We start from the raw sequence: 21,926 nt of genomic DNA, 5'->3' as shown, positions 1-21,926 counted from the left end.
CGACCCTGGCATTCTGCCGTAGCCACTAGTACTGGTCTAGACCATACGCGAGGAGTGTCATGAGTGTCCTGGCCGTCGACGCGGGCACCACCGGCGTCACCGCCCTGATCGTCACCGAGGACGGCCGGATCGATTCGCGCGGCTACCAGGAGTTCGCCCAGCACTTTCCGGAGCCGGGGCGGGTCGAGCACGCCCCCGAGGAGATCTGGCAGGCCGTTCTGGCCGCCTGCCGTACCGCGCTGGACGGCTCGGACCTCACCCCGGCCTGCGTCGGGATCACCAACCAGCGCGAGACCGCGGTCCTTTGGAACCGCTCGGACCTCGCCGCGCCGCGCCGCGCGATCGTGTGGCAGGACCGCCGCAGCGCGGGCATCTGCGCGCGGCTGCGCGAGGCCGGGCACGAGCCGCGCGTCGCCGAGCTGACCGGCCTGCGCCTGGACCCCTACTTCACCGCGACCAAGCTCACCTGGCTGGCCGAGCACGACGCCCGGTCCTGGGCGGCGGTCACCAGCGGTGCCGCGGTGATCGGCACCGTCGACTCCTACCTGGTCGCCCGGATGACCGGTGGGGCCCGGCACGTCACCGATCCCTCCAACGCCTCCCGCACGCTGCTGTACGACCTGGCGGCGGGCGGCTGGTCCGACGAGCTGTGCGAGCTGTTCGGCGTGCCCAGGGCGGCGCTGCCGGAGATCGTGCCCAACCACGGCATTGCCGGGCGTACCGACCCGCGCGCCTTCCTCGGGCTCGACCTGCCGATCAGCGGCCTGGCGGGCGACCAGCAGGCGGCGCTGTTCGGGCAGACCTGCTTCGCCCCCGGCGACGTCAAGTGCACCTACGGCACCGGCTCGTTCGTGCTCATCAACACCGGCACCGAACCGGTGCGCTCCCAGGACGGGCTGCTCACCACGGTGGCCTGGCAGAGCCCGTCCGGGGAGATCACCTACGCGCTGGAGGGGGCGATCTTCGTCACGGGGGCCGCCGTCCAGTGGCTGCGCGACGGGCTGGGCCTGATCGACACCGCCCGCCAGACGCAGGCGGTGGCCGGCACGGTGCCCGACTCCGGGGGCGTGGTGTTCGTACCGGCCCTCACCGGCCTCGGCGCCCCCCACTGGGACCCTGACGCCCGCGGCACGATCTGCGGGATCACCCGCGGCACCACCAGGGCGCACCTGGTGCGGGCCACGCTGGAGGCCATCGCGTTCGAGGTGCGCGACGTGGTGGAGGTGATGACCGGGGCGGCCGGGCTGGCCGTGCCGGTGCTGAAGTCGGACGGCGGGGCGAGCGGCAACGACCTGCTCATGCAGTTCCAGGCCGATCAGCTCGCGACCCCGGTCGAGCGGCCGGTGATCCAGGAGACCACGGCGCTGGGCGCGGCCTTCCTGGCGGGGCTGGGCGCGGGCGTGTGGTCCTCCCCGGACGAGCTGCGCGAGACCTGGCGGCTGGAACGCCGCTTCGAGCCCGGCGCGCGGGACGAGGAGGCGTACCGGCGGTGGGGCAGGGCGGTGGAGCGGGCCCGCGGCTGGGCCTGAGCGCCCGGCGGAAAACCAGGCGGGGACGCGGCCTCCCGCATGGCACACTTTGTGCCCTATGTGGGACTCGGCGAGTTTGGTGACCGACCACACCGTGCTCTCGGTGGTGGTCGGGTCCCGCGCGTACGGGCTCTCGACCGCCGCGTCCGACACCGACCGGCGGGGCGTGTTCGTCGCCCCGACCCCGCTGTTCTGGCGGCTGGACAAGCCGCCCACCCACATCGAGGGGCCGCTGCCGGAGCAGTTCTCCTGGGAGGTCGAGCGGTTCTGCGAACTGGCCCTCGCGGCCAACCCCACCGTCCTGGAATGCCTGTGGTCGCCGCTGGTCGAGCGGGCCACCCCGGTGGGCGAGGAACTGCGGGCCCTGCGGCGCGGCTTCCTGTCCCGGCGGGCGCTCGGCACCTTCGAGCGGTACGCCGCCCGCCAGTACCGCCGCCTGGACCCGGCAGCGCCGCGCTGGAAGATGGCCATGCACCTGATCCGGCTGCTGCTGTCGGCCCGCCACCTGGCCCTGCACGGCGAGCCGCTGCTGGACGTCAGCCCCCACCGCGACCGCCTGCTCGCCCTGCGCCGCGGCGAACTGAGCTGGGCGGAGGTGGACCGCTGGCGCGCCCAGCTGGCCGACGGGCTCGGCGCGGACGGCGGCCCGCTGCCCGAGGCCCCCGACCACGCGGCCGTCGAGGCGTTCCTGACCGGCGTCAGAAGGGCGCACCTGTGACCGCCGTACCGCCCCGGTGGCTCGCCGAGATACCGGCGGGCCAGCCGTACCCGCTCACGTTCGCCACGGTCAGCGGCGCCCACCTGTACGGGTTCCCCTCCCGCGACTCCGACGTGGACCTGCGCGGCGTCCACCTGCTCCCGCTCGCCGACGTGGTCGGCCTGCGGCAGGGCGAGGAGACCGTGACCCGCTCCTGGACGCGCGACGGCGTCGAGGTGGACCTGGTCACGCACGACCTCGCCAAGTTCTGCCGGCTGCTGCTCGGGCGCAACGGCTACGTGCTGGAGCAGTTGCTCTCCCCGCTCGTGGTGGCCACGTCCGGGGTGCACGAGGAACTGTGCGCCCTGGCCCCGGGGTGCCTGACCCGGTGGCACGCGCAGCACTACCTGGGGTTCGCGCGCAACCAGTGGGCGCTGTTCGGCAGGTCGGGCGGGCTGAAGCCGCTGCTCTACACGTTCCGGGTGCTGCTGACCGGGCTGTGGCTGATGCGCACGGGCGAGGTGGTGGCCGACGTGACTCGCCTGTACGGCGACGCGCCGGCGTACCTGCCCGAGCTGGTGGCGGCCAAGCGGGAGGCCGAGCACGGGGCGCTGCCCGCCGACGCGCCCGGCGCGGAACGGCTGGCCTCCGACGTGGCGCGGCTGACCGCCGCTCTGGCCGAGGCCGAAGAGCGGTCCACGCTCCCCGAGGCGGCCACCGCGGGCCCCGCGCTGCACGATCTGCTGGTCAGGGTGCGGACGGGCGCATGACCCTCCCGGCCGCTCAGAGCTCGCCGGGCGCGAGGATGCAGGAGGGGGTGGCGACGGTGAAGGCCGTCGCCGCGGACTGCGGGATGCCGGACTTGGTGTGGAGCATGGCGATGTCGCCGGAGTTCTGGCCGGCGACGTAGAGGCGGTCGCCGATGAGCGCGAAGTGCCTCGGCCATCCGCAGCCGGAGGGGATCTCGTCGATATGGGACAGGTCTCCCGCGTCCAGGACCGACACGGTGTCCGGGCCTCGGTTGGCGACGTAGACCAGGCGGCCGTCCGGGGAGACCTCGATGTGGGAGGGCGCGTTGGGCTCGGCGCGGGAGGCGGGGACGCGGGCCGCCTCCCTCCACTGCCGGTCGTACATCGACACGGTGCCGTCCAGCTCGCCCGTGAGGTACCAGCGTCCGGCCGAGTGGAACAGGTGGCGCGGGCCGGTGCCGGGGGTCACCCGTACCGGGCCGTCGGGGTGCGGGCGGACGCTGTCGTCCACCAGGTAGCGGCGTACCTCGTCGGCGCCGAGGTCGGGCACGTAGAGCGCGCCGTCGGGCCCGAAGACGGCCTGGTGGGCGTGCGGGCCCGCCTGGCGGTCGGCGACGGGCCCCGAACCATCGCCGGGGAACGACTTGAGCGGGCCCGCCATCCGGCCGAACTCGTCCAGGCGCTGGACGCCGAGCACGCCGTCGCCGTAGTTGGCCACCGCGAGCCAGGACCCGTGCGGGTCCACCGCCACGTGGCAGGGGCTGTCGCCGCCGCTGGGGCGCCTGCCGATCTCGGTCAGCCTGCCGTCCGGGTGGCGGGTGAACGCCGCCACTGTGCCCTCACCGGTCTCGCCGACCGCGTAGAGCACCGGCAGCGTGGGGTGCGCCGCCAGGAACGACGGCCCGGACGCGGCGGTCTCGGCGACCGTCGTCAGCCGGCCGTCGTGTTCCATCCGCACGGTGGTGATGCCCGGGCCCGCTCCGCCGCTGTCCGGCGTGTAGCCGCCGATGTAGATCAGTCGTGTGGTCGCCACAACTGGCGAAGGTACCGGAGCTGGGCCTCCCGTTGCGCTCCAGCCCCGCCCTCATGGGCGTTCCATGGCCACACGGTGATCTCCTTGGGACCGGGCCGGTGGTTGTAGGCGGCGAACACGGTGGACGGCGGGCAGACCGTGTCCATCAGGGCCACCGAGTAGAGGGCGGGGACGGTGCCCCTGGCCGCGAAGTTGACCCCGTCGAAGTAGCTCAGTGTGCGGAAGACCTGCTCCTCCAAACCGCGCTGGGCGGACAGGAACCGGACGATCTCGGCGTACGGGTCGCTGCCGGTGATCTCCACCGCGCGCCGGAAGTGCGTCAGGAAGGGCACGTCGATCAGCGCGGCGGCGACCTCGGGCCGCAGCGCGGCGACGGCCTGGGCGATGCCGCCGCCCTGGCTCTCCCCCTGCACGGCGATGCGCGTGGCGTCCACGCGGGGGTGGGCCGCCGCCACGTCCACCGCCCTGGCCGCGTCGGCGAACACCCGGCGGTAGTAGTAGCCCTCCGGGTCCAGGACGCCTCTGGTCATCATCCCGAAGGCGGTGGCGAAGTCGCCTCCGTCCGGGTCGGCGGTCGCGCCCGGCCTGTCCGGGTGGGCCCCGCCCTGGCCCCTGGTGTCCATGACCAGTACGGCGTAACCTGCGGCGGGCCATTCGAGGTGGGTGTGCGGGAAGCCCCGCCCGCCGGTGTAGCCGATGTAGGTGACCACGCAGGGGACCGGGTCGGGGACGTGGCGCGGCAGGATGAACCACGCGTTGATCCGGTGCCCGCGCCAGCCCGCGAAGGCGGTGTCGTACACGTCCACGGAGGTCAGGGCGGCGTCGTGCGGCTTGAACTCGGCGGCCAGATCGAACGCCTCGGCCTCGGTGAGGGTCCGCTTCCAGAAGTCATCGAAGTCGGCGGGTTCATCCCTTGTGGGGAGGTAGTCGCGCAACTCGGCCAGGGGCATGTCGAACAGAGGCAATGGATCTCCCATCTCGTGTTCAGAAAATCGCTCGGGGGCCGGTCCAGGAGCATCGTGCCACGCCCGCTTCGATCGTGTTCGCTCCGGTTCCGTCGGGTTCGGTGGAGTTGCCGGCGGGAGGCGATCAAGCTATTCTTTGACTCAGTCAACGAACTGCTCGATCAGGCTCGACAAGGCTCGATCAGGAGGGAGAGAGTGATGACGGTCGATGACCGCGTGGCCGCCGTGCGCGCCTTCAACCGCTTCTACACGGGGGTCATCGGCGCCCTCCAGGCCGAGACGATGTACGCGCCCTACTCGCTGACCGAGGCCCGGGTGCTGTACGAGCTGGAGCAGCACCGGCGCGAGGGCGGGCAGAGCGAGGTCACCGACCTGCGCCGCGACCTCGGGCTCGACGCGGGCTACCTGAGCCGCATCCTGGCCCGCTTCGAGGGCGAGGGGCTGGCCACCAGGGAGCGCTCCCCCGCCGACGGGCGGCGGCAGGTCGTCCGGCTCACCGACACCGGGCGGGCCACCTTCACCGAGCTGGACAAACGCTCAGACGAGCGGGTCCAGGAGATGCTGGCCAAGCTCGGCGACGACGGCCGCGGGCGGCTCGTCGGCGCCATGTCGGTGATCGAGCAGACGCTCAGCGACGAGATCCGCGCCGGCGCTCGCTATGCGATCCGCCCGCCGCAGACCGGCGACCTGGGCTGGGTGGTGTTCCGGCACGGCGTCCTCTACGCCCGCGAGCAGGGCTGGGGGCAGCGCTTCGAGGGGCTGGTCGCCCGCATCGTCGCCGACTACGCCGACCACCACGACCCCGCCCGCGAGGCGGGCTGGATCGCCGAGGTCGACGGCGAGCGGGCCGGGTGCGTCTTCTGCGTCCGCAAGGACGACGAGACGGCCCAGCTCCGGATGCTCCTCGTCGAGCCGTTCGCCCGCGGCCTGGGCATCGGCGGCCGCCTGGTCGACGAGTGCGTCTCCTTCGCCCGCGCCGCCGGCTACAGGCGCATCATGCTGTGGACCCGCCACGCCCTCACCGACGCCCGCCGCCTCTACCAACGCGCGGGCTTCGAGCTGACCGGCGAGGAGCCCGGCGACGAGGAGGGCACCCCCGTGGTCGAACAGATCTGGTCCATGAGCCTCACCTGACCACCCCCTCTCCCCCACTACTCCGGCCGCGCCACCCCGGACGCGAACGGCCAGGCGCGGCCGGCCTCCCATCCCGGACGCGCGCCGGGCACAGGGGCGGCCTGAAAGGCAGCCCGGTCGGCGGGACCGGCCGCCTTCGGATAGGACGCCTTCGGATAGGACAACGGCGGCGAAGCCGCGCTTGCGTCAAGTCCCGGCACACGAAACGCCGGGTCGCCATCGGTACGGCCGTCGGGGAGCGGATCGATGTGCTTCCGGGTGTTGTGGGCGGCCGTTCCTGGGTAAGGCCCAGAACCGAGGTCGGGGGATCGAGGTTCGGACCGGGGCGGGGCGGATGTGAAGGCACGGGGATTCGCAGTGGTCGGGGGCCTGGTGGGCGGGCGTCGGAGCTTCTTGTGACGTTAGGCCGCCAGGAGTCCGGATATTCCTAGCCGTTAACACCCCACCGATCCAATCGATCCCGACCGGTGGCCCGCGAGTAGCGTGGCCGTGAACACGTCGCACCCCGGACATGTGGAGGCAGGTCCCGATGCTGCGCCGTACGTTCGCCCGGACGGGCCCGTGGACCGCCCGGGCGCTTGACGGATCGCTGTGGCGCGCCGCCGCGGCGGGCGGGAGCGCGCCCGGCGAGGAAGGCCCCTACGGCCCGCTACGGTCGCCCGACCGCGACGGCCTGGCCCTGCCGGCCGGGTTCGACGGCCGGGTCATCGCCCGCACGGGGCAGCCCGTGGGCGGCCTGCGCTGGCACGCCGCCCCCGACGGCGGCGCGTGCGTCCCTGACGGCGAGGGCTGGATCTACGTCTCCAACTCGGCGGTCCCGCTGCTCGGCGGCGCGTCCGCGATCAGGTTCCGCCCGGACGGCTCGGTACGCGACGCCTACCGCATCCTGTCCGGCGCCACCCTCAACCGCGCCGGCTGCGCGACCCCATGGCGTACATGGCTGTCGGGCGAGGGCACCGTCCTCGGGCGCATCTTCGAGTGCGACCCGTACGGCGTGCGCGCGGCAATGCCGCGCCTGGCCATGGGCCGCTTCAAACACCAGGCCCTCGCCTGTGACGCCGACCGGGGAGTCGTCTACCTGACAGAGGACGAGGACGACGGCTGCCTCTACCGCTTCCGGCCGGTGGACTGGGGCGAGCTCATCGAGGGCGAGCTTCAGGTGCTGTGCCACGCGCCCGGCACGGCCCCGGGGCGAGTCGCCTGGCGGCCGGTGCCCAGCCCGGCCTCACTGTTCACCCCGGCCCGGCACCAGGTGCCCGAGGCGGTGCGCTTCGCCAGGCCCGGCGGCTGCCACTACGCGGACGGCGTGCTCGCCCTCACCACCACGGGCGACGGCCAGGTATGGGCGTACGACGCGACGGCCGAGCGCCTGCACGTCGTCTACGACGGCGGACGACTGCTCACCGACCCACCGCACCGCGACCGCGACCTCTACACCGCGGAAGACGGCCACACGCTGGAGATCAGCGTGGTCACCCCCGAGTCCCCGGCCCCGGGCCCCCTGCTCCGCCTGACCGGCCAGGACCGCTCCAAGATCACCGGCCTCGCCTTCTCCCCCACCGGCCACCGCCTGTACTTCTCCACCCGCCCCACCCTCGCCCGCCGCCCCACCCGCTCCCTCACCGCCATCACCGGCACCACCTACGAGATCACCGGCCCCTTCCGCCCCTGACCCCGCGCACCATGATCTGTTCGCAGGGCACCACCGCGCGCGGCGGTCAGCGCGACGAGCACCGCCTGGTCGGCGGTCGTCTCGTCGACTGGATCGGCGGTGATGAGCAGGCGCAGATAGATCGGCGCGGCCAAGGTCTTCAACAGCTCGGCGGGATCGGTGTCTCCGGGAAGTTCACCGCGCTGGATGGCACGCGTGACCACGGGTTCGGCCCTGGCGAGGCGGTCGTCGAACACCTGGCGCCGTGCTGCGGCGATCTCCGGAAGATGAGCTGCTCCGGTGAACATCGCGGCGAGGATGGCCTGCCCGGTCGGGCTGGTGAACGTCTGGACGATCGAGCGCGCCAGCGCTGCCAGATCGGTCTCGATCGCTCCGGTGTCGGGAACGGGGATGTCCATCGCCATGTGCTCGGCCAGAGCATCGGTGAGCAGGCTCTCGCGATCCTTCCAGCGCCGGTACACCGTCGTCTTGTGAACCCCGGCGCGCTGCGCGACGTTCTCGACGCTCAACGCGGCATAGCCTCTGTCCACGAGTTCGGCGAGCGTGGCGGCGTGGACGGCGGCGCGCACCTTGCTGCCGCGGCCGATCGGCCGGGCGGAGGATTGACCAGGCTGCATTGCAACTCCAAGTTGCGATATCCGTGGAGCGGGTGACAAGATGAGTGTATCGCAACTCAAAGTTGCGATAGCTCCATCTGCATCCCTTTGAGGTGACACATCATGCGCAGCTCCCATCCCTGGACCTTCCACGCCATCCCCGACCTGACCGGGCGTGTCGCGGTAGTGACCGGAGCCAACAGCGGCATCGGCTACGTCACCGCCCGTGAGCTGGCCCGCAAGGGCGCGCATGTCGTGCTGGCCTGCCGCGACCCCGGACGCGGCCAGGCCGCCCTCGCCCGCATGCGGGATGAGCTGCCCGGCGCTCACCTGGAACTGCGGCGTCTGGACCTGGGCGGCCTGACCTCCATCCGGGCGTTCGCCGCCGCTTGGGACCGCGACCGGCTAGATCTGCTGGTCAACAACGCCGGGGTGGCGATGGTGCCCTACGCCCGGACCGCCGACGGGTTCGAATCGCAGTTCGGCATCAACCACCTGGGCACCTTCGCCCTGACCGGCCTGCTCCTGCCGCACCTGCTCGCCGCACCCGATCCGCGGGTGGTCACGGTCAGCAGCGAAGGCCAGCGCTTCGCCCCCTTCGACCTGGAGAACCTCAACGCCGAACGCCGCTACCGCGCGGCGTTCGCCTACGTGCAGTCCAAGCGGGCCAACCTCTACTTCGCGATGGAACTGCAGCGCCGGGCCGACGCCGCCGGGCACAAGCTCCGCAGCATGGCCGTCGCACCTGGGCTCACCCGCACGAACGTGCTCACCGGCGGCGCCAACAGCGGCAGAGGACAGGTGTATGCGGCCCTCACGCGCCTGATGGTGCGCGTGGCCTTCCGGCCCACCCTGGAGGGGGCGAAGACCTCCCTGTACGCGGCGACCGTGCCGGACCTGCCCGGCGGAAGCTACATCGTTCCCAACGGAGTACTGCAACTCCATGGCGAGCCCGCTCGCCGGACCCGCGAGTACGCCATCCGCGACGCCGCCACGGCCGCACGCCTCTGGCAGATGTCCGAGCGGCTTACCGGCGTCACCTACGCCCTGTCCGTCGCCAGAGCAACACGCGTGCCATAGCGGATCCGGCGGACAGCGGCGGGCCCGAGGTCGGGGTCGTATGACCCGCCGCGGGCCCGGGTGGTCGGGTCTTCCCGGCTTGGGCCGGGATGATCGTCTAGGCGGTCGTTAACGCTGGGCCTGCATCATCCAGTGCTGCTTCTCCAGGTCCTGGGTCGCCTTGATCAGGAGGTCCTGGGTCACCGGGTCGGCCTCCTCGGTCGCCTTCACGCGCTCGCGCATCCGTTCGACCATGCCCTCCAGGGCGTCGGTGATCAGGGCGACCACCTTGCCGTCGTTGATCCATCCCACGTCGGGCTGCGGCAGCTCCGTGGCGCGCGCCACGGTCGCGGAGCGTCCGTCAGGGTTGATTCCGAGGGCGACGGCGCGCTCGGCCATCACGTCGGTGTGCTCGCGGGCGAGCGAGACGATCTCGTCCAGTTGCAGGTGCAGCGGCCGGAAGTGGTGGCCGACGATGTTCCAGTGGGCCTGCTTGGCCACGAGCGAAAGGTCGATCAGATCGATGAGCGCCCCCTGCAGGGCCTCGCCCACGACCTTCCTCTCATCCGGCGGCAACGCGCCCGTGATGGCGGCCATGTCACATCCCCTCCCCGAAGTCGACATCAAGGTCAGGTTTTCCCGCTACCCAGTCGTTCGCGGCATATGCCCCTTGCTTGACACTGTCATAATTACAGTGTCACTATCACGGTATGAGCGAAACCTGGACCATCGGCGAGCTGGCCGAGCGCGCGGCCGACACGCTGCGCGCCAGGTCCGGCGACGCCTCCGCCGCGCAGGCCGCCTCCCGTGAAGCAGGCGGGGCGGCCCAGACGGTGAACGGCCGGGTCCGCGAGGTGCCCGGGGCGCGTCTGATCCGGTGGTACACGACCATCGGCCTGGTCGATCCGCCGCTCACCCGCCGCGGCCGGATCGCCCTGTACGGACGGCGCCACCTGCTCCAGCTCGTCGCGATCAAGCGCCTGCAGGCGGACGGCCTGTCGATCGCCGAGATCCAGACCAGGCTGGCGGGGGCCACCGACGCGCATCTCGCCACCGTCGCCCAGGTCCCCCGGCCACAGGAACAGGAGCCGGAGGGCCTGCCCGGCCCATCCCTCCTGTCCGCATCGCCGGAGCCCGCCAGAGCCCGCCCGCGCTTCTGGGCCTCACCCCCATCTGCGCCCCCGACCTCGGCCCCGATTCCACCGGAGCTCGACGGGCAGGCGGCGGGCATGGTGTACGGCGTACGGCTGGCCCACGGCGTGACCGTCCTGCTCGACGGCGCAGGCCGGGCACCCGCCCCCGGCGATTTCCCGGCGATCGCCACCGCCGCCGCCCCCCTGCTCGCCGTACTCGCCGAGCGCGGCCTGATCCCCCCCGGACCGTCGTACGCGCAACCCAGCACAACGGGCAACGGCAGCCCGGAAGATCAACGCGACCCGATCCACACCGGACCATCCAGCGCGCGAGACAGTGCGACGGACACGAACCGCGATGGCGGCCCGGGAGAGCGAGCCGACCTGATCGACCGTGGACCGCCCGCCGCGCAGGACAACGCAACGAACTCGAAATCCGACGACGGCCCGAAAGGCCTGGCGGACCCGGTCGACGCCCAGCCGCCCGCCGCGCAAGACGGCGCGAGACCTGACGGCGGGGCGAAAGAGCCCGCGGGTCCGATGGGCGCCGGGCCGTACACCGCGCCAAGCAGTACAGAGGATGCGAAAGACCTGGCGGGCCCGACTCACGTCAGCCACCCGGAAGGGAGCACCGCATGATTGTTCCGATCACCCCGCTGCGGCCGGAGGAGTGCGTCCCTGATCCCGATGCGGGTCTCGGTACGCTGCGCACCGAGCGGGGCAACCTGCCGCTGGAAAGCCTGGACGTCACCGCCGAGGTGACGGGACTGATCGCCGCCGTGGAGGTGACCCAGGGCTTCCACAACCCGTACGACCTGCCGCTGGAGGCGACCTACATCTTCCCGCTGCCGCCCAGGGCGGCGGTCACCGCGTTCCGGATGGAGGCCGATGACCGGGTCATCGAGGGCCTGCTCAAGGAGCGCGGTCAGGCCCGGGCCGACTACGACCGGGCCATCGCGGAAGGCAAGCGCGCCGCCATCGCCGAAGAGGACCGGCCCGACGTCTTCAGCATCAGGGTCGGCAACATCGTGCCCGGCGAGAAGGTCCGGGTACGCCTCACGCTGAGCCAGCCCCTCCCGTACGAGGACGGCGCCGCCACCTTCCGCTTCCCGCTGGTGGTGGCCCCGCGTTACATCCCGGGCACGCCGCTGGACGACGCCCCGGCCGGGCCGGGCGTGGAGCCCGACACCGACGCCGTCCCGGACGCCTCGCGCATCTCGCCGCCCGTGCTGCTGCCCGGGTTCCCCAACCCGGTACGCCTGTCGCTGGCCGTCAACGTCGATCCGGCCGGGCTGGACCTGCGCGAGATGCGATCCAGCCTGCACGTGGTCTCGATCGACGGCACCAACGTCAGTCTCCAGCCCGGCGAGCGGCTGGACCGCGACTTCATCCTGCGACTGACCTTCGAGACCTCGACGGCGCTCGCCATGGTCCCCGACGACGAGGACGCCGCGAGCGGCGAGGGCACGTTCGCGCTGACCGTGATGCCACCGGCCGGTGAGGCAGTGCGGACGCCGCGTGACGTGGTACTCGTACTCGACCGCTCCGGCAGCATGGGCGGCTGGAAGATGGTCGCCGCCCGGCGGGCCGCGGCGCGGATCGTGGACACGCTGACCGCGGACGACCGCTTCGCGGTGCTGTCGTTCGACACCGTCGTGGAGCACCCGGAGCACCTGCCCGAAGGGCTGGTGGCGGCCACCGACCGCAACCGGTACCGGGCCGTGGAGCACCTGGCCAGGCTGGACGCCCGGGGCGGCACCGAGATGCTGTCGCCGATCGAGCGGGCCCTCGGCCTGCTGACGGACGGCGAACGCGAGCGGGTCCTGGTGCTGGTCACCGACGGCCAGGTCGGCAACGAAGACCAGATCCTGGAGCGTACCGGCGCCCGGCTGGCGCAGGTACGCGTGCACACCGTGGGCATCGACCGGGCGGTCAACGCCGGGTTCCTCGGGCGGCTGGCCGGGCTCGGCGCGGGGCGCTGCGAGCTGGTGGAGTCGGAGGACCGGCTAGACGAGGCGATGGAGCACATCCACCGCCGGATCGGCGCGCCGCTGGTGACCGACCTGTCGCTGAAGGCCGACGGGTTCGAGCTGGTCCCCGACACGGTGACCCGGGCGGGGTCGCTGTTCTCGGGGGTGCCGCTTTCGGTGTTCGGCCGTTACCGGGCCGCGAACGGCGCGGCGGCGGCCACGCTGACCGTACGCGGGCTGGCGGCGGGCGGACAGCCCTGGGAGCGCGAGGTGACCGGCGCGGCGTCCGGCAACCCGGCCGTGCGGGCGGTGTGGGCGCGGGCGCGGCTGCGCACCCTGGAGGACCGTTACGCGATGGGCGACCGCACGCTGGAGGAGACGATCGTCGCGACGTCTCTGAAGTACGGGGTGCTGTGCAGGTTCACGGCGTTCGTCGCGATCGACACGAAGGTGGTGGCCGAAGGCGGGCCGCAGCACCGCGTCGTGCAGCCGGTGGAACCGCCGAGCGGGTGGGACGCGCCCGCTGCGGGCGGTGGGCAGATCGGGTTCGGGGCGCAGGCCATGGCGGCGTCGTTCGCCCCGGCCGCTCCGGCGCCGTTCGCCGCTCCGGCCGGCGCGCCCGAGGGGTTCGCCGGTGCGCCGCCGCAGAGTCCGGTCTTGCGCAGGCCGCCCGCGCCCGGTCCACGGCCCGGGCGCGGCTTCACCGCCCCGGCGCGGCCGGTGCCGCACGCGTTCGAGTCGGTACGCCCGCAGCTGGTCGCCGAGCTGGAACGGCTGCGCGCGGCCGAGGCGCTGCCCGATCCCGCCCTGGCGGGGTACCTGGCCGACCTCGGCAGCCGCCTGGCGGTCCTGGCGGGCCACCTCGGCGGCCACCAGGAGCTGGCCGACCTGGCCAGGGACCTCGTGGCGGCCGAACGCCCGGGCGCGGACCCACGCGGCCTGTGGCGGCGCGCGCTCACCCTCCTGACCCACCTCACCGGCGGCGACACCCGACCACCGGGCGTACTCGGCACCCACCTCCAGCCCCGCGACGCGGGCGGCCGCTCCACCCGCGCCTTCTGGAAACGCCCCTGACCCCCCACACCGCTAGCGGTGCCGGGCAAGGGCATGGCGTCCCGTTCCGCGGGATGCGATCGGCAGGGACGTGGGCGTCGGGCAGATCCGACGCCCACCGCCGGACACACGACCGCCAGAACGGCCGCGCACGTCCGGGCCACGCCATCGAGCACGTCACGCCGGCAGCGGCACCCCACCGGCCGTACGCCCTACGGCAGGCCGCACCCGGCGGGGAGCGGCGCTGGCCGGAGGTGGTTCGTGGTGGGGAGGATCGCGTCCCTCACTCCCGGGGTCGCCGGGAGTGAGGGACGGCCTCCCTCAGGTTCCCGCTTGCTGTATCCGTTCCGGCCGGACGGGTCAGCGGCGGGCGTAGGCGCGGATCAGCTCTTGGGAGAGGCTGTTTCCGCGCTGGTCGGTGGCCTTGAGGCGGAGGGAGACGAACTCGCCCCCGGCGCGGCCGAGTCTGGCCTCATACGCGTTGCCGCCCTTGGCGCGCAGGCGGTCAACCGGTCGCCAGGTGGCGCCGTCGTCGTAGGAGACCTCCAGGGACACGTTCTTGATCCGGGCGGGGTCCGAGCCGCGCTGGTGGTACAGCCGCAGCCCGAGCTTGTCGCTCTTGGCCCGGTTCCTGCCGTCCACGGGGGCGTCGTACTCGGCGAGCAGCAGCGGCACCACCGTGGTCGCGTCGCCCTCCGGCCGCTGCGAGCCGAACGTCCACTCCGCCCGGGTCCTGGTGGACAGCTTGGCGTGCGGTTCGGGCGTGCGGATCTCGTACTCGATCCGGTAGTCCTCCCGCTGCGCGGGCAGGGCGATGGTGCCCGCCGGAGTGGCCTTGGTCTGCGCGACCAGCGTCTCCCCCTGGTACAGGCGGAAGTCGCTCGTCGTCGCGCCCGGGAAGAAACCCGTGCTGGCGGTCCCGGTGTTGCCGTGTGCGTCCACGTACGCCTGCATGTCCACGTGAAGCAGGTCGCCGGTCCTGCGCAACTGGTCGTACTGCCGCACACCCGGGGCGAGGGGCTGCCGGAACCAGTCCAGCTCGGTCCGCTTCCCCGCCACGAGCGGCCGGTTGGTGAACTCCCTCAGCGCGATCCGCGGCACCTGCCGCGGCTGCCAGATGACGTTGTAGTTGTGCTCCGGCGCGACCGCCATCGCCTCCCAGGTGACCTTGGGGTCGGCGGTGACGTAGTCCACGCGGGTGCTCGGGGCGTACTGCGGGTGCCAGGAGTCGTAGGAGCCGTCCTCCCAGGGCTGCCACCCGAACCTGGTCTCCGACAGGACCAGCCTGTCGGCGAGCTGGGTGCGGTACGTGGTCTGCACCGTGGCCATCGACCTCGGCCGCACGGTGTACTCCAGCCTGGCCGGAATGCGCCCCTCCTCGCGCTCGTAGATTTCGTAGGCGTAGGGGCTGGTCACGACGCCGGTGGCGAGGACCACGACGGGGATCTTGCGCATCCGGTCCAGCAGCCGCAGGCCCTCCTCGTGGGTCAGCCGGAGGGTCGGGACGGAAAGCCGCGTCCCGGTGCCCGGGAACACCGGGTCCAGGCCGGGCGTGTCGCTGTAGATCGCCACCAGTCTGGCCCCCGCCGCCGCGGCGGCGTTGGACTGCTCCGCGACCGTGGCCGACGGGTCTCTGCGGATCAGGGCCAGCCTGCCCCGCAGGTTCTTGCCCGCGAGGTCCTTGGCGGTGGCCCGCCCGGCGTCGGCGGCCAGGAGTACGGCGTTGCCGTCCAGGCGCGGGAACTGGGTGGTGTCGTCGCTGAACCACACGGCGTCGACATAGCGGGGGCGAAGGTCGATGCCGGGCGTCCGCAGGGTGATCTCCGGCGCGGTCAGCCGCCACCTGCCGGCGAACCCGAACTCGCCCTTGGTCACCCGCCGGGTCGGCGTCGCGAAGAACCGCTCCTCCTGGCTGCCCGCGGGCAGGTAGACGTCCACGTTGTCCGGGCCGTTCTCGGGGGCCCGGTGCCAGGTGAGCTTGGTGGCCCCGCCCGGTCCGGCCTCGGCGTCCCGGTGCGGGGTGTCGATCTTGATCTCGGTGGCCTTGCGGGCGTCGAGGACCACCTCGGTGTCGGCGGTGACCTTCACCTCGGGGTCGCCGGCGAAGGTGGCGTTGAGGATGTTGCCGCGCATGCCGTCGTCGAAGGGGTCCAGGCTCGGGTGGACGGTGGTGACCCGTCCCAGCACGGAGTAGGTGCCGGGCAGGACCCGTACGCACGAGCCGGGGACGCCTCCGTCGTCGCACCACTGGACCGGGTCGCCGGGCAGCGCGCGTCCGTCCAGCCCGCCGTCCTCGACATTGACGACGTTGACCACGGACCGGGTCACCCGGCCGTCCCTGGCGATCGGCACGACCTTCAGGTTCGCCCGCGGGGGCTCGGCGTTGGCGGTCAGCAGTGTGCGCAGCGCGGGGCCGTCGCCGGACTTGGCGGCGAGTTCGGCGCGCTGCCATCCGATCTCGGCCTTGGCCGGGTCGAGGGTGACGGTCACCTGGCCGGTACCGCCCGCGGGCAGGTCCAGCCGGGCCGGGACGACCGTGAACGCGCCGCCCGCGCTGAGGTCGAGCGTGACCGGCGCGGCCGAGGAGTTGCGGTAGGTCACCGTACGGCCGACCGGCTCACCCTTCGGGACCACCACGAGCCCGAAGTCCACGGGCCCGGAGGACGCCTGGACCGGCTGCGCGAGCGCGGCGGCGACGTCGATCCGCCCGGTGCCCTGCTTGTCCGCGGGGATATCGGCGCCGGGCTTGGCGGTGCCCATCAGCAGCGACTTCAGCTCGGCCGCGGTGATCCCCGGCCTGGCCTGGCGCAGCAGCGCGGCGGCACCCGCGACGTGCGGGGCGGCCATCGAGGTGCCGGACATCCTGGTGTAGGAGTCGTCGACCGGCTCACCGAGCCCGGTCCCCCGCGCCCTGGCCGCGACCACGCCCACGCCCGGGGCGGTGACGTCGGGCTTGACCGCCCGCTGCATGCCGATCGGCCCGTAGCTGGAGAAGTCGGCCAGCCGGTCCTGCCGGTCCACCGCGCCGACGGTCAGCGCCTCGGGAGCGTCTCCGGGACTGCCGACGCACGCCTGACAGCCGGAGTTGCCCGCCGCCACCACGAACAGCGTGCCGTACCTGCGGGTGAGGTCGCCCACCGCGTCGGTGAGCGGGCCGCCGGGCTGCGCGGTGCCGAGGCTCATGTTGACGACGTCGGCGCGCTGCTCGGCCGCCGCCCACTCCATGCCCGCGATGATCCACGAGGCGAATCCCACGCCGTCGCCGTCGAGGACCCGGCCGCTGAGCAGCTTCGCGCCCGGTGCGACGCCCTTGCGCGCGCCGCCGGAGCCCTGGCCGCTGCCGCCGACGATGGCCGCGACGTGCGTGCCGTGCCCGTGCTGGTCGCCGTCGCCCGTCTCGGTGAAGTCCTTCTGGACGGCGACCCGCCCGGCGAGGTCGGGGTGCCCGGCGTCCACGCCACTGTCGAGTACCGCCACGGTGGTGCCGGTCCCGTCGAACCCGGCCGCCCACGCGGCGGGCGCGCCGATCTGCTTGACGCTGTGGTCGAGTACCGAGCCGACCTTGCGGTCCAGCCAGATCTTGCGCACGCCGTCCAGCGGGGACGCGGCCTTGGTACGGGCGGAGGAGGCCAGCTTGGACAGCGCGCCGCCGAAGTCGGCCGCCTTGGCCTTGTCCAGGGTCGCCCCCGCCCCGCCGATGCTGGGCAGGGCACGGACCCCGCCGAGCTGCGGGACCGCCGCCTTGGTGGCGTTCGCGGCGTAGGTGAGGATGAGCGGGATCGAGCCGGACCCGGCGTCGGTGTGCCCCTCCTCGGCCAGCGTGGTGACGTTGAACAGCTCGGGGTCCAGGCGTTCGGGGACGAGCCCGAGCATGTCGTTGGGGTAGACGTACGTGTCGCCGTCACGCTGCTGGACGCGGAACCCGGACGGCAGGCCGTCGCCGCGCCTGGCGGGTGTGACCGTGGCGGCGCTGCGGCCACCGGCCGACTCGGTGACGTGAACGCGGTCACCGGTGATCAGGGTCACGTCATAGGTGCGCTGCCCGGCCGCGAGCCCCTGCGCGGGGGGTGCGCTGACCGCCGCCGCGCCCGTCCCGGTGAGCATCGTGGCCGCCACTGCGGTGGCCAGCGACACGGTGGTGACGGACACGGTCAGGGCGGCACGGCGCCAGCGCGGCGATCCCGGCCGGAGGCCCATTGGCAACCTCCACAAAGGGGGGAAAAGATCGTCCTAATTCCTAATCGTCTGGACATCCGGCTGTCCATGTCCGGACATGGCGAAGACCTGACATGTCGTAAACCCGACTCTCCTGGAGGCGTGTCAGCCAGCGGCACGTACGGATGAGTGCACCCAGCGTGGCGGAACGGCGTCCGGAAACGAACGCGTCCCTCACTCCCGGGGTCGCCGGGAGTGAGGGACGGCCTCCCTCATGATCGCCGCTCGCCGGATTCGTTCCGGCCGGGCGGGTCAGCGGCGGGCGTAGGCGCGGATCACCTCCTGGGAGAGGCTGTTCCCGCGCTGGTCGGTGGCCTTGAGGCGGAGCGAGACGAACTCGCCGCCCGGCCGGCCCACCGAGACGTCGTACAGGCCACCGCCCTTGCCCACCAGGCGGTCGACGGGCCGCCAGGTCGCGCCGTCGTCGTAGGACACGTCCAGGGACACGTCCGTGATCTCGGCGGCCTCCGAGCCGCGCTGGTGGTACAGCCGCAGGCCGAACTCGTCGGCACCGCTCCTGTTCTGGATGTCCACCGGCACGTCGTACCCGGCGAGCAGCAGCGGGACGACCACGGTCTCCTCGCCCTGCGGGCGCTGCGAGCCGAACGTCCAGACCGCCCTGGTCCGGGTGGACAGCTTGGCGTAGGAGCCAGGGGTCCGCACGTCGTACTCGATCCGGTAGCCCGCGGGCTCCGGGGGCAGCGCGATCGTCCCCGCCGGAACCCCCGCGGTCTGCGCGACGAGTGTGTCCCCCTGGTACAGGCGGAAGTCGGTCGTCGTCGCGCCCGGGAACGGACCCGTGCCGACAGTGCCGGTGTTGCCGTGGGCGTCGACGTACGCCTGCATGTCCACGTGAAGCAGGTCGCCGGTCTTGCGCAACTGGTCGTACTGCCGCACACCCGGGGCGAGCGGCTGCCGGAACCAGTCCAGCTTGGTCACCTCGCCCGGCTTGAGCGGCCGGTTGGTGAACTCCGACAGCGAGATCCGCGACAGGTCCGGCGGCTGCCAGATGACGTTGTAGTACCTCTCCGGCGCGACGGCCATCGCCTCCCAGCTCAGCTCGGGGTCGGCGGTGACATAGTCCACCCGGGTGCGCGGCGCGTACTGCGGGTGCCATGCGTCGTAGGAGCCGTCCTCCCAGGGCTGCCACCCGAACCGGGTCTCCGACAGCACCAGCTTGCCGGTGAGCTGGGTCCGGTACGTGGTCTCGACCGTGGCCGCCTCCTGCGGCGCCACCGTGTACTTCAGCCCGGCCGGTATCCGTCCCTCCTCACGCTCGTAGACCTCGTAGGCGTAGGGACTGGCGACCACGCCGGTGGCGTGGACGACGACGGGTCCCTGACGCATCCGCGCGAGCAGGGCGAGGCCCTCCTCCTGGGTCAGCCGCACGGTCGGGACGGACAGTTTCGTCCCGGTGCCGGGGAACACCCCGTCCATGCCGGGCGTGTCGCTGTAGATCGCCACGAGCTTGGCCCCCGCCGCCGCGGCGGCGTTGGACTGCGCGGCGACCGTGGCCGACGGGTCCCTGCGGACCAGGGCGAGCCTGCCTCTCAGGTCCTTGCCCGCGAGGTCGCCCGGCCTGGCCCGCCCGGCGTTGACGACCGTCAGGTCGGCTTCGCCGTCCAGGCGCGGGAACTGGGTCGTGTCGTCGCTGAACCACACGGCGTCGTAGTAGCGCGGGTCGAGGTCGACGCCCGGCGTCCGCAGGGTGATCTGCGGCGCGGCCAGCCGCCACCTGCTGGCGAACCCGAACTCACCCTTGGTCACGCTCTCGGTCGGCGTGGCGAAGAAGCGCTCTTGGAGGTTGCCCGCGGGCAGGTAGGCGTCGACGTTGTCCGGGCCCTTCACCGGCTTCCGGTGCCAGATCAGCTTGGTCGCGCCCTCAGGAACCGCCTGGGCGTCCGGATGCGGCGTTTCGATCTCGATCTCGACCGCCTCGCGGGCGTCGAGCACCACTTCGGTGTCGCCGGTGACCTCCACCTCGGGGTCGCCGGCGAAGGTGGTGTGCAGCGCGTTGCCGCGCATGCCCTCCTCCAGCGGGTCCTGGCCGGGGTGCATGGTGAGGACCCGCCCGAGTACGGAGTAGGTCCCGGGGAGAACGCGCACACAGGACCCTGGCAACTGGCCCTCGTCGCACCACTGGACCGGGTCGCCGGGCAGCGCGCGGCCGTCCAGTCCGCCGTCGGCCACGTTGACGATGTTGACCACCGGCTTCGTGACCCGGCCGTCCCTGGCGAACGCCTTGACCTGAAGCTCGGCCCGCTCCGGCTCGGCGTTGGCGGTGAGCAGCGTGCGCAGCGCGGGGCCGGTGCCGGCCTTGGCGAGGAGTTCGGCGCGCTGCCACCCCGCCTCGGCCTTGGCCGGATCGAGGGTGACGGTGACCTGGCCGGTGCCGCCCGCGGGCAGGTCCAGCCGGGCCGGGGTGACCGTGAACGCGCCGCCCGCGCTGAGGTCGAGCGTGACGGGCGCGGCCGAGGGGTTGCGGTAGCCGACGGTACGGGCGACCGGCTCACCCTCAGGGGTCACCACGAGCCCGAAGTCCACGGGCCCGGAGGACGCCTGGACCGGCTGGGCGAGGGCCGCGGCGACGTCGATCCGGCCGGTGCCCTGCTTGTCCGCGGGGACGCCGGCGCCGGGCTTGGCGGTGCCCGTCAGCAGCGACTTCAGCTCGGCCGCGGTGATCCCGGGCCTGGCCTGGCGCAGCAGCGCGGCCGCCCCCGCGACGTGCGGGGTGGCCATGGAGGTGCCGGAGATCTTGGTATAGGTGGCGTCGACCGGCTCACCGAGCCCGGTCCCCCGCGCTCTCGCCGCGACGATGCCCACGCCGGGCGCGGTGACGTCGGGCTTGACCGCCCGCTGCATGCCGACCGGCCCGTAGCTGGAGAAATCGGCCAGCCCGTCCTCGCGGTCCACCGCGCCGACGGTCAGCGCCTCGGGAGCGTCGCCGGGACTGCCGACGCACGCCTGACAGCCGGAGTTGCCCGCCGCCACCACGAACAGCGTGCCGTATCTACGGGTGAGGTCGCCCACCGCGTCGGTGAGCGGCCCGCCGGGCTCGGCGAAACCGAGGCTCAGGTTGACGATGTCGGCGTGCTGCTCCCCTGCGGCCCACTCCATCCCGTCGATGATCCAGGACGCGTAGCCCATTCCTCCGCCGTCGAGGACCCGGCCGTCGAGCAGCCTCGCGCCCGGTGCGACGCCCTTGCGCGCGCCGGCCGAGCCCTGGCCGCTGCCGCCGAGGATGGCCGCGACGTGCGTGCCGTGCCCGTACTGGTCGCCGGTGCCGATGCCGGTGAAGTCCTTCTGGACGGCGACCCGCCCGGCGAGGTCGGGGTGCCCGGCGTCCACGCCGCTGTCCAGGACCGCCACGGTGGTGCCGGTCCCGTCGAACCCGGCGGCCCACGCGGCGGGCGCGCCGATCTGATGCGTGCTGCGGTCCAGCGTCGATCTGGCCTTGCGGTCCAGCCAGATCTTCCGTACGCCGTCCAGCGGGGACGCGGCCTTGGTACGGCCGGACGCGGCGAGCTTGAGGAGCGCGCCACCGAAGTCGGCCGCCTTGTCCTTGTCCAGGGTCACCCCCGCCCCGCCGATGCTCTCCAGGCTGCGAAGCCTGGAGAGCTGGGGAACAGCCGCCTTGGTGGCGTTCTTCGCATAGGTGAGGATGAGCGGAATGGCCGCCGGCCCGGCGTCGGTGTGCCCCTCTTCGGCCAGCGTGGTGACGTTGAACAGCTCGGGATCCAGACGATCCGGGATCAGGCCGAGCATGTCGTTCGGGTAGACGTACGTGTCGCCGTCACGCTGCTGAACGCGGAACCCGGACGGCAGGGAGGTCCCCCGCCTGGCGGGGGTGACCGTGGCGGCGCTGCGGCCGCCGGCCGACTCGGTGACGTGGACACGGTCACCGGTGATCAGGGTGACATCGTAGGAGCGTGGCGCGGCGGTGATCTTCGTGGTCGGCGTGGCCCGGGTCGCCGCGGCCGGGGCCTGCCCGATGAGCGCCGTGGAGGCCACGGCGGTCGCTAAGGAGATGGTGGTGACGGATAAGTGCACGGCGGAGCGGCGCCATAACCGCCCTTGCCGGAGGGTCATCGACAACCTCCACAATTAGGGAAAGATCGTTC

Annotated in this window: 14 protein-coding genes; 8 read left to right on the top strand and 6 right to left on the bottom strand. The window is 72.8% G+C overall.

Annotated elements, in window-relative coordinates:
* The first annotated feature begins 59 nt into the window (after nt 1-59).
* The 3 genes from glpK to DP939_RS46905 all read left to right on the top strand — a co-directional run bounded on the left by glpK (nt 60) and on the right by DP939_RS46905 (nt 2,996).
* Nucleotides 60-1,529 (top strand): glycerol kinase GlpK, encoded by a 1,470-nt coding sequence (glpK, locus tag DP939_RS10675; protein ID WP_113980464.1) that lies wholly within the window; start codon nt 60-62, stop codon nt 1,527-1,529.
* Nucleotides 1,530-1,608: 79 nt separating this feature from the next.
* Nucleotides 1,609-2,247, top strand: coding sequence for a nucleotidyltransferase domain-containing protein (locus tag DP939_RS46910; protein ID WP_225878155.1), 639 nt, complete (start codon nt 1,609-1,611; stop codon nt 2,245-2,247).
* Nucleotides 2,244-2,996 carry a nucleotidyltransferase domain-containing protein gene (locus tag DP939_RS46905; protein WP_199565079.1) on the top strand — a complete coding sequence of 251 codons (753 nt, stop codon included), beginning with the start codon at nt 2,244-2,246 and terminating at the stop codon, nt 2,994-2,996. The genes DP939_RS46910 and DP939_RS46905 overlap by 4 nt, the downstream gene beginning before the upstream one ends.
* 13 nt (nt 2,997-3,009) lie before the next feature.
* Here DP939_RS46905 and DP939_RS10665 read toward each other — a convergent pair whose 3' ends face one another.
* Together DP939_RS10665 and DP939_RS10660 are read right to left on the bottom strand one after the other, a co-directional pair.
* Nucleotides 3,010-4,008 carry a lactonase family protein gene (locus DP939_RS10665; protein WP_113980462.1) on the bottom strand — a complete coding sequence of 333 codons (999 nt, stop codon included), beginning with the start codon at nt 4,006-4,008 and terminating at the stop codon, nt 3,010-3,012.
* Nucleotides 3,990-4,973: an acetylxylan esterase gene (locus tag DP939_RS10660; RefSeq protein ID WP_199565078.1), complete on the bottom strand. Its 984-nt coding sequence runs from the start codon at nt 4,971-4,973 to the stop codon at nt 3,990-3,992. The genes DP939_RS10665 and DP939_RS10660 overlap by 19 nt, the downstream gene beginning before the upstream one ends.
* A 198-nt stretch (nt 4,974-5,171) precedes the next feature.
* Here DP939_RS10660 and DP939_RS10655 point away from each other — a divergent pair, with 198 nt between their 5' ends.
* Nucleotides 5,172-6,107 carry a bifunctional helix-turn-helix transcriptional regulator/GNAT family N-acetyltransferase gene (locus DP939_RS10655; protein WP_113980460.1) on the top strand — a complete coding sequence of 312 codons (936 nt, stop codon included), beginning with the start codon at nt 5,172-5,174 and terminating at the stop codon, nt 6,105-6,107.
* A 511-nt stretch (nt 6,108-6,618) separates the two neighbouring features.
* Nucleotides 6,619-7,779: an alkaline phosphatase PhoX gene (locus DP939_RS10650; RefSeq protein WP_225878154.1), complete on the top strand. Its 1,161-nt coding sequence runs from the start codon at nt 6,619-6,621 to the stop codon at nt 7,777-7,779.
* Here DP939_RS10650 and DP939_RS10645 read toward each other — a convergent pair.
* The gene (locus DP939_RS10645) at nt 7,749-8,348 is read right to left on the bottom strand and encodes a TetR/AcrR family transcriptional regulator (protein ID WP_113980459.1); all 600 of its coding nucleotides are present in this window, start codon (nt 8,346-8,348) and stop codon (nt 7,749-7,751) included. The two genes, DP939_RS10650 and DP939_RS10645, sit on opposite strands and share 31 nt — an antisense overlap.
* Nucleotides 8,349-8,498: 150 nt before the next feature.
* On the opposite strand from DP939_RS10645, the gene DP939_RS10640 reads away from it, so the two are divergent.
* On the top strand, nt 8,499-9,455 hold the full coding sequence (locus tag DP939_RS10640) for an oxidoreductase (protein ID WP_113980458.1): 957 nt from the start codon (nt 8,499-8,501) through the stop codon (nt 9,453-9,455).
* A 108-nt stretch (nt 9,456-9,563) separates the two neighbouring features.
* On the opposite strand, the gene DP939_RS10635 is transcribed toward DP939_RS10640, so the two are convergent.
* On the bottom strand, nt 9,564-10,031 hold the full coding sequence (locus DP939_RS10635) for a Dps family protein (RefSeq protein ID WP_113980457.1): 468 nt from the start codon (nt 10,029-10,031) through the stop codon (nt 9,564-9,566).
* Between the two features lie 113 nt (nt 10,032-10,144).
* Here DP939_RS10635 and DP939_RS10630 point away from each other — a divergent pair, with 113 nt between their 5' ends.
* Both DP939_RS10630 and DP939_RS10625 read left to right on the top strand, forming a co-directional pair.
* Nucleotides 10,145-11,206, top strand: coding sequence for a MerR family transcriptional regulator (locus tag DP939_RS10630; protein WP_113980456.1), 1,062 nt, complete (start codon nt 10,145-10,147; stop codon nt 11,204-11,206).
* Complete coding sequence (locus DP939_RS10625; protein ID WP_113980455.1) at nt 11,203-13,611, top strand: VIT domain-containing protein; 2,409 nt, start codon at nt 11,203-11,205, stop codon at nt 13,609-13,611. Before DP939_RS10630 ends, DP939_RS10625 begins: the two co-directional genes overlap by 4 nt.
* Before the next feature lie 339 nt (nt 13,612-13,950).
* Here the strand turns inward: DP939_RS10625 and DP939_RS10620 are convergent, their stop codons facing one another.
* A complete protein-coding gene (locus DP939_RS10620) occupies nt 13,951-17,787 on the bottom strand; it encodes a S8 family peptidase (RefSeq protein ID WP_113980454.1) in 3,837 nt (1,278 codons plus the stop codon).
* 270 nt (nt 17,788-18,057) lie between these two features.
* Nucleotides 18,058-21,894, bottom strand: coding sequence for a S8 family peptidase (locus DP939_RS10615; RefSeq protein ID WP_113980453.1), 3,837 nt, complete (start codon nt 21,892-21,894; stop codon nt 18,058-18,060).
* Nucleotides 21,895-21,926: the final 32 nt, after the last annotated feature.

It is taken from the genome of Spongiactinospora rosea (assembly GCF_003315795.1).
Taxonomy (GTDB): domain Bacteria; phylum Actinomycetota; class Actinomycetes; order Streptosporangiales; family Streptosporangiaceae; genus Spongiactinospora; species Spongiactinospora rosea.
This window is presented reverse-complemented; position numbering and strand designations above follow the sequence as displayed.

Coding starts and splice junctions, on each gene's coding strand:
- DP939_RS10640 (WP_113980458.1), top strand. CDS start 8,499: ATGCGCAGCTCCCATCCCTGGACCTTCCACGCCATCCCCGACCTGACC.
- DP939_RS10635 (WP_113980457.1), bottom strand. CDS start 10,031: ATGGCCGCCATCACGGGCGCGTTGCCGCCGGATGAGAGGAAGGTCGTG.
- DP939_RS10650 (WP_225878154.1), top strand. CDS start 6,619: ATGTGGAGGCAGGTCCCGATGCTGCGCCGTACGTTCGCCCGGACGGGC.
- DP939_RS10625 (WP_113980455.1), top strand. CDS start 11,203: ATGATTGTTCCGATCACCCCGCTGCGGCCGGAGGAGTGCGTCCCTGAT.
- DP939_RS10655 (WP_113980460.1), top strand. CDS start 5,172: ATGACGGTCGATGACCGCGTGGCCGCCGTGCGCGCCTTCAACCGCTTC.
- DP939_RS10620 (WP_113980454.1), bottom strand. CDS start 17,787: ATGGGCCTCCGGCCGGGATCGCCGCGCTGGCGCCGTGCCGCCCTGACC.
- DP939_RS10615 (WP_113980453.1), bottom strand. CDS start 21,894: ATGACCCTCCGGCAAGGGCGGTTATGGCGCCGCTCCGCCGTGCACTTA.
- glpK (WP_113980464.1), top strand. CDS start 60: ATGAGTGTCCTGGCCGTCGACGCGGGCACCACCGGCGTCACCGCCCTG.
- DP939_RS10630 (WP_113980456.1), top strand. CDS start 10,145: ATGAGCGAAACCTGGACCATCGGCGAGCTGGCCGAGCGCGCGGCCGAC.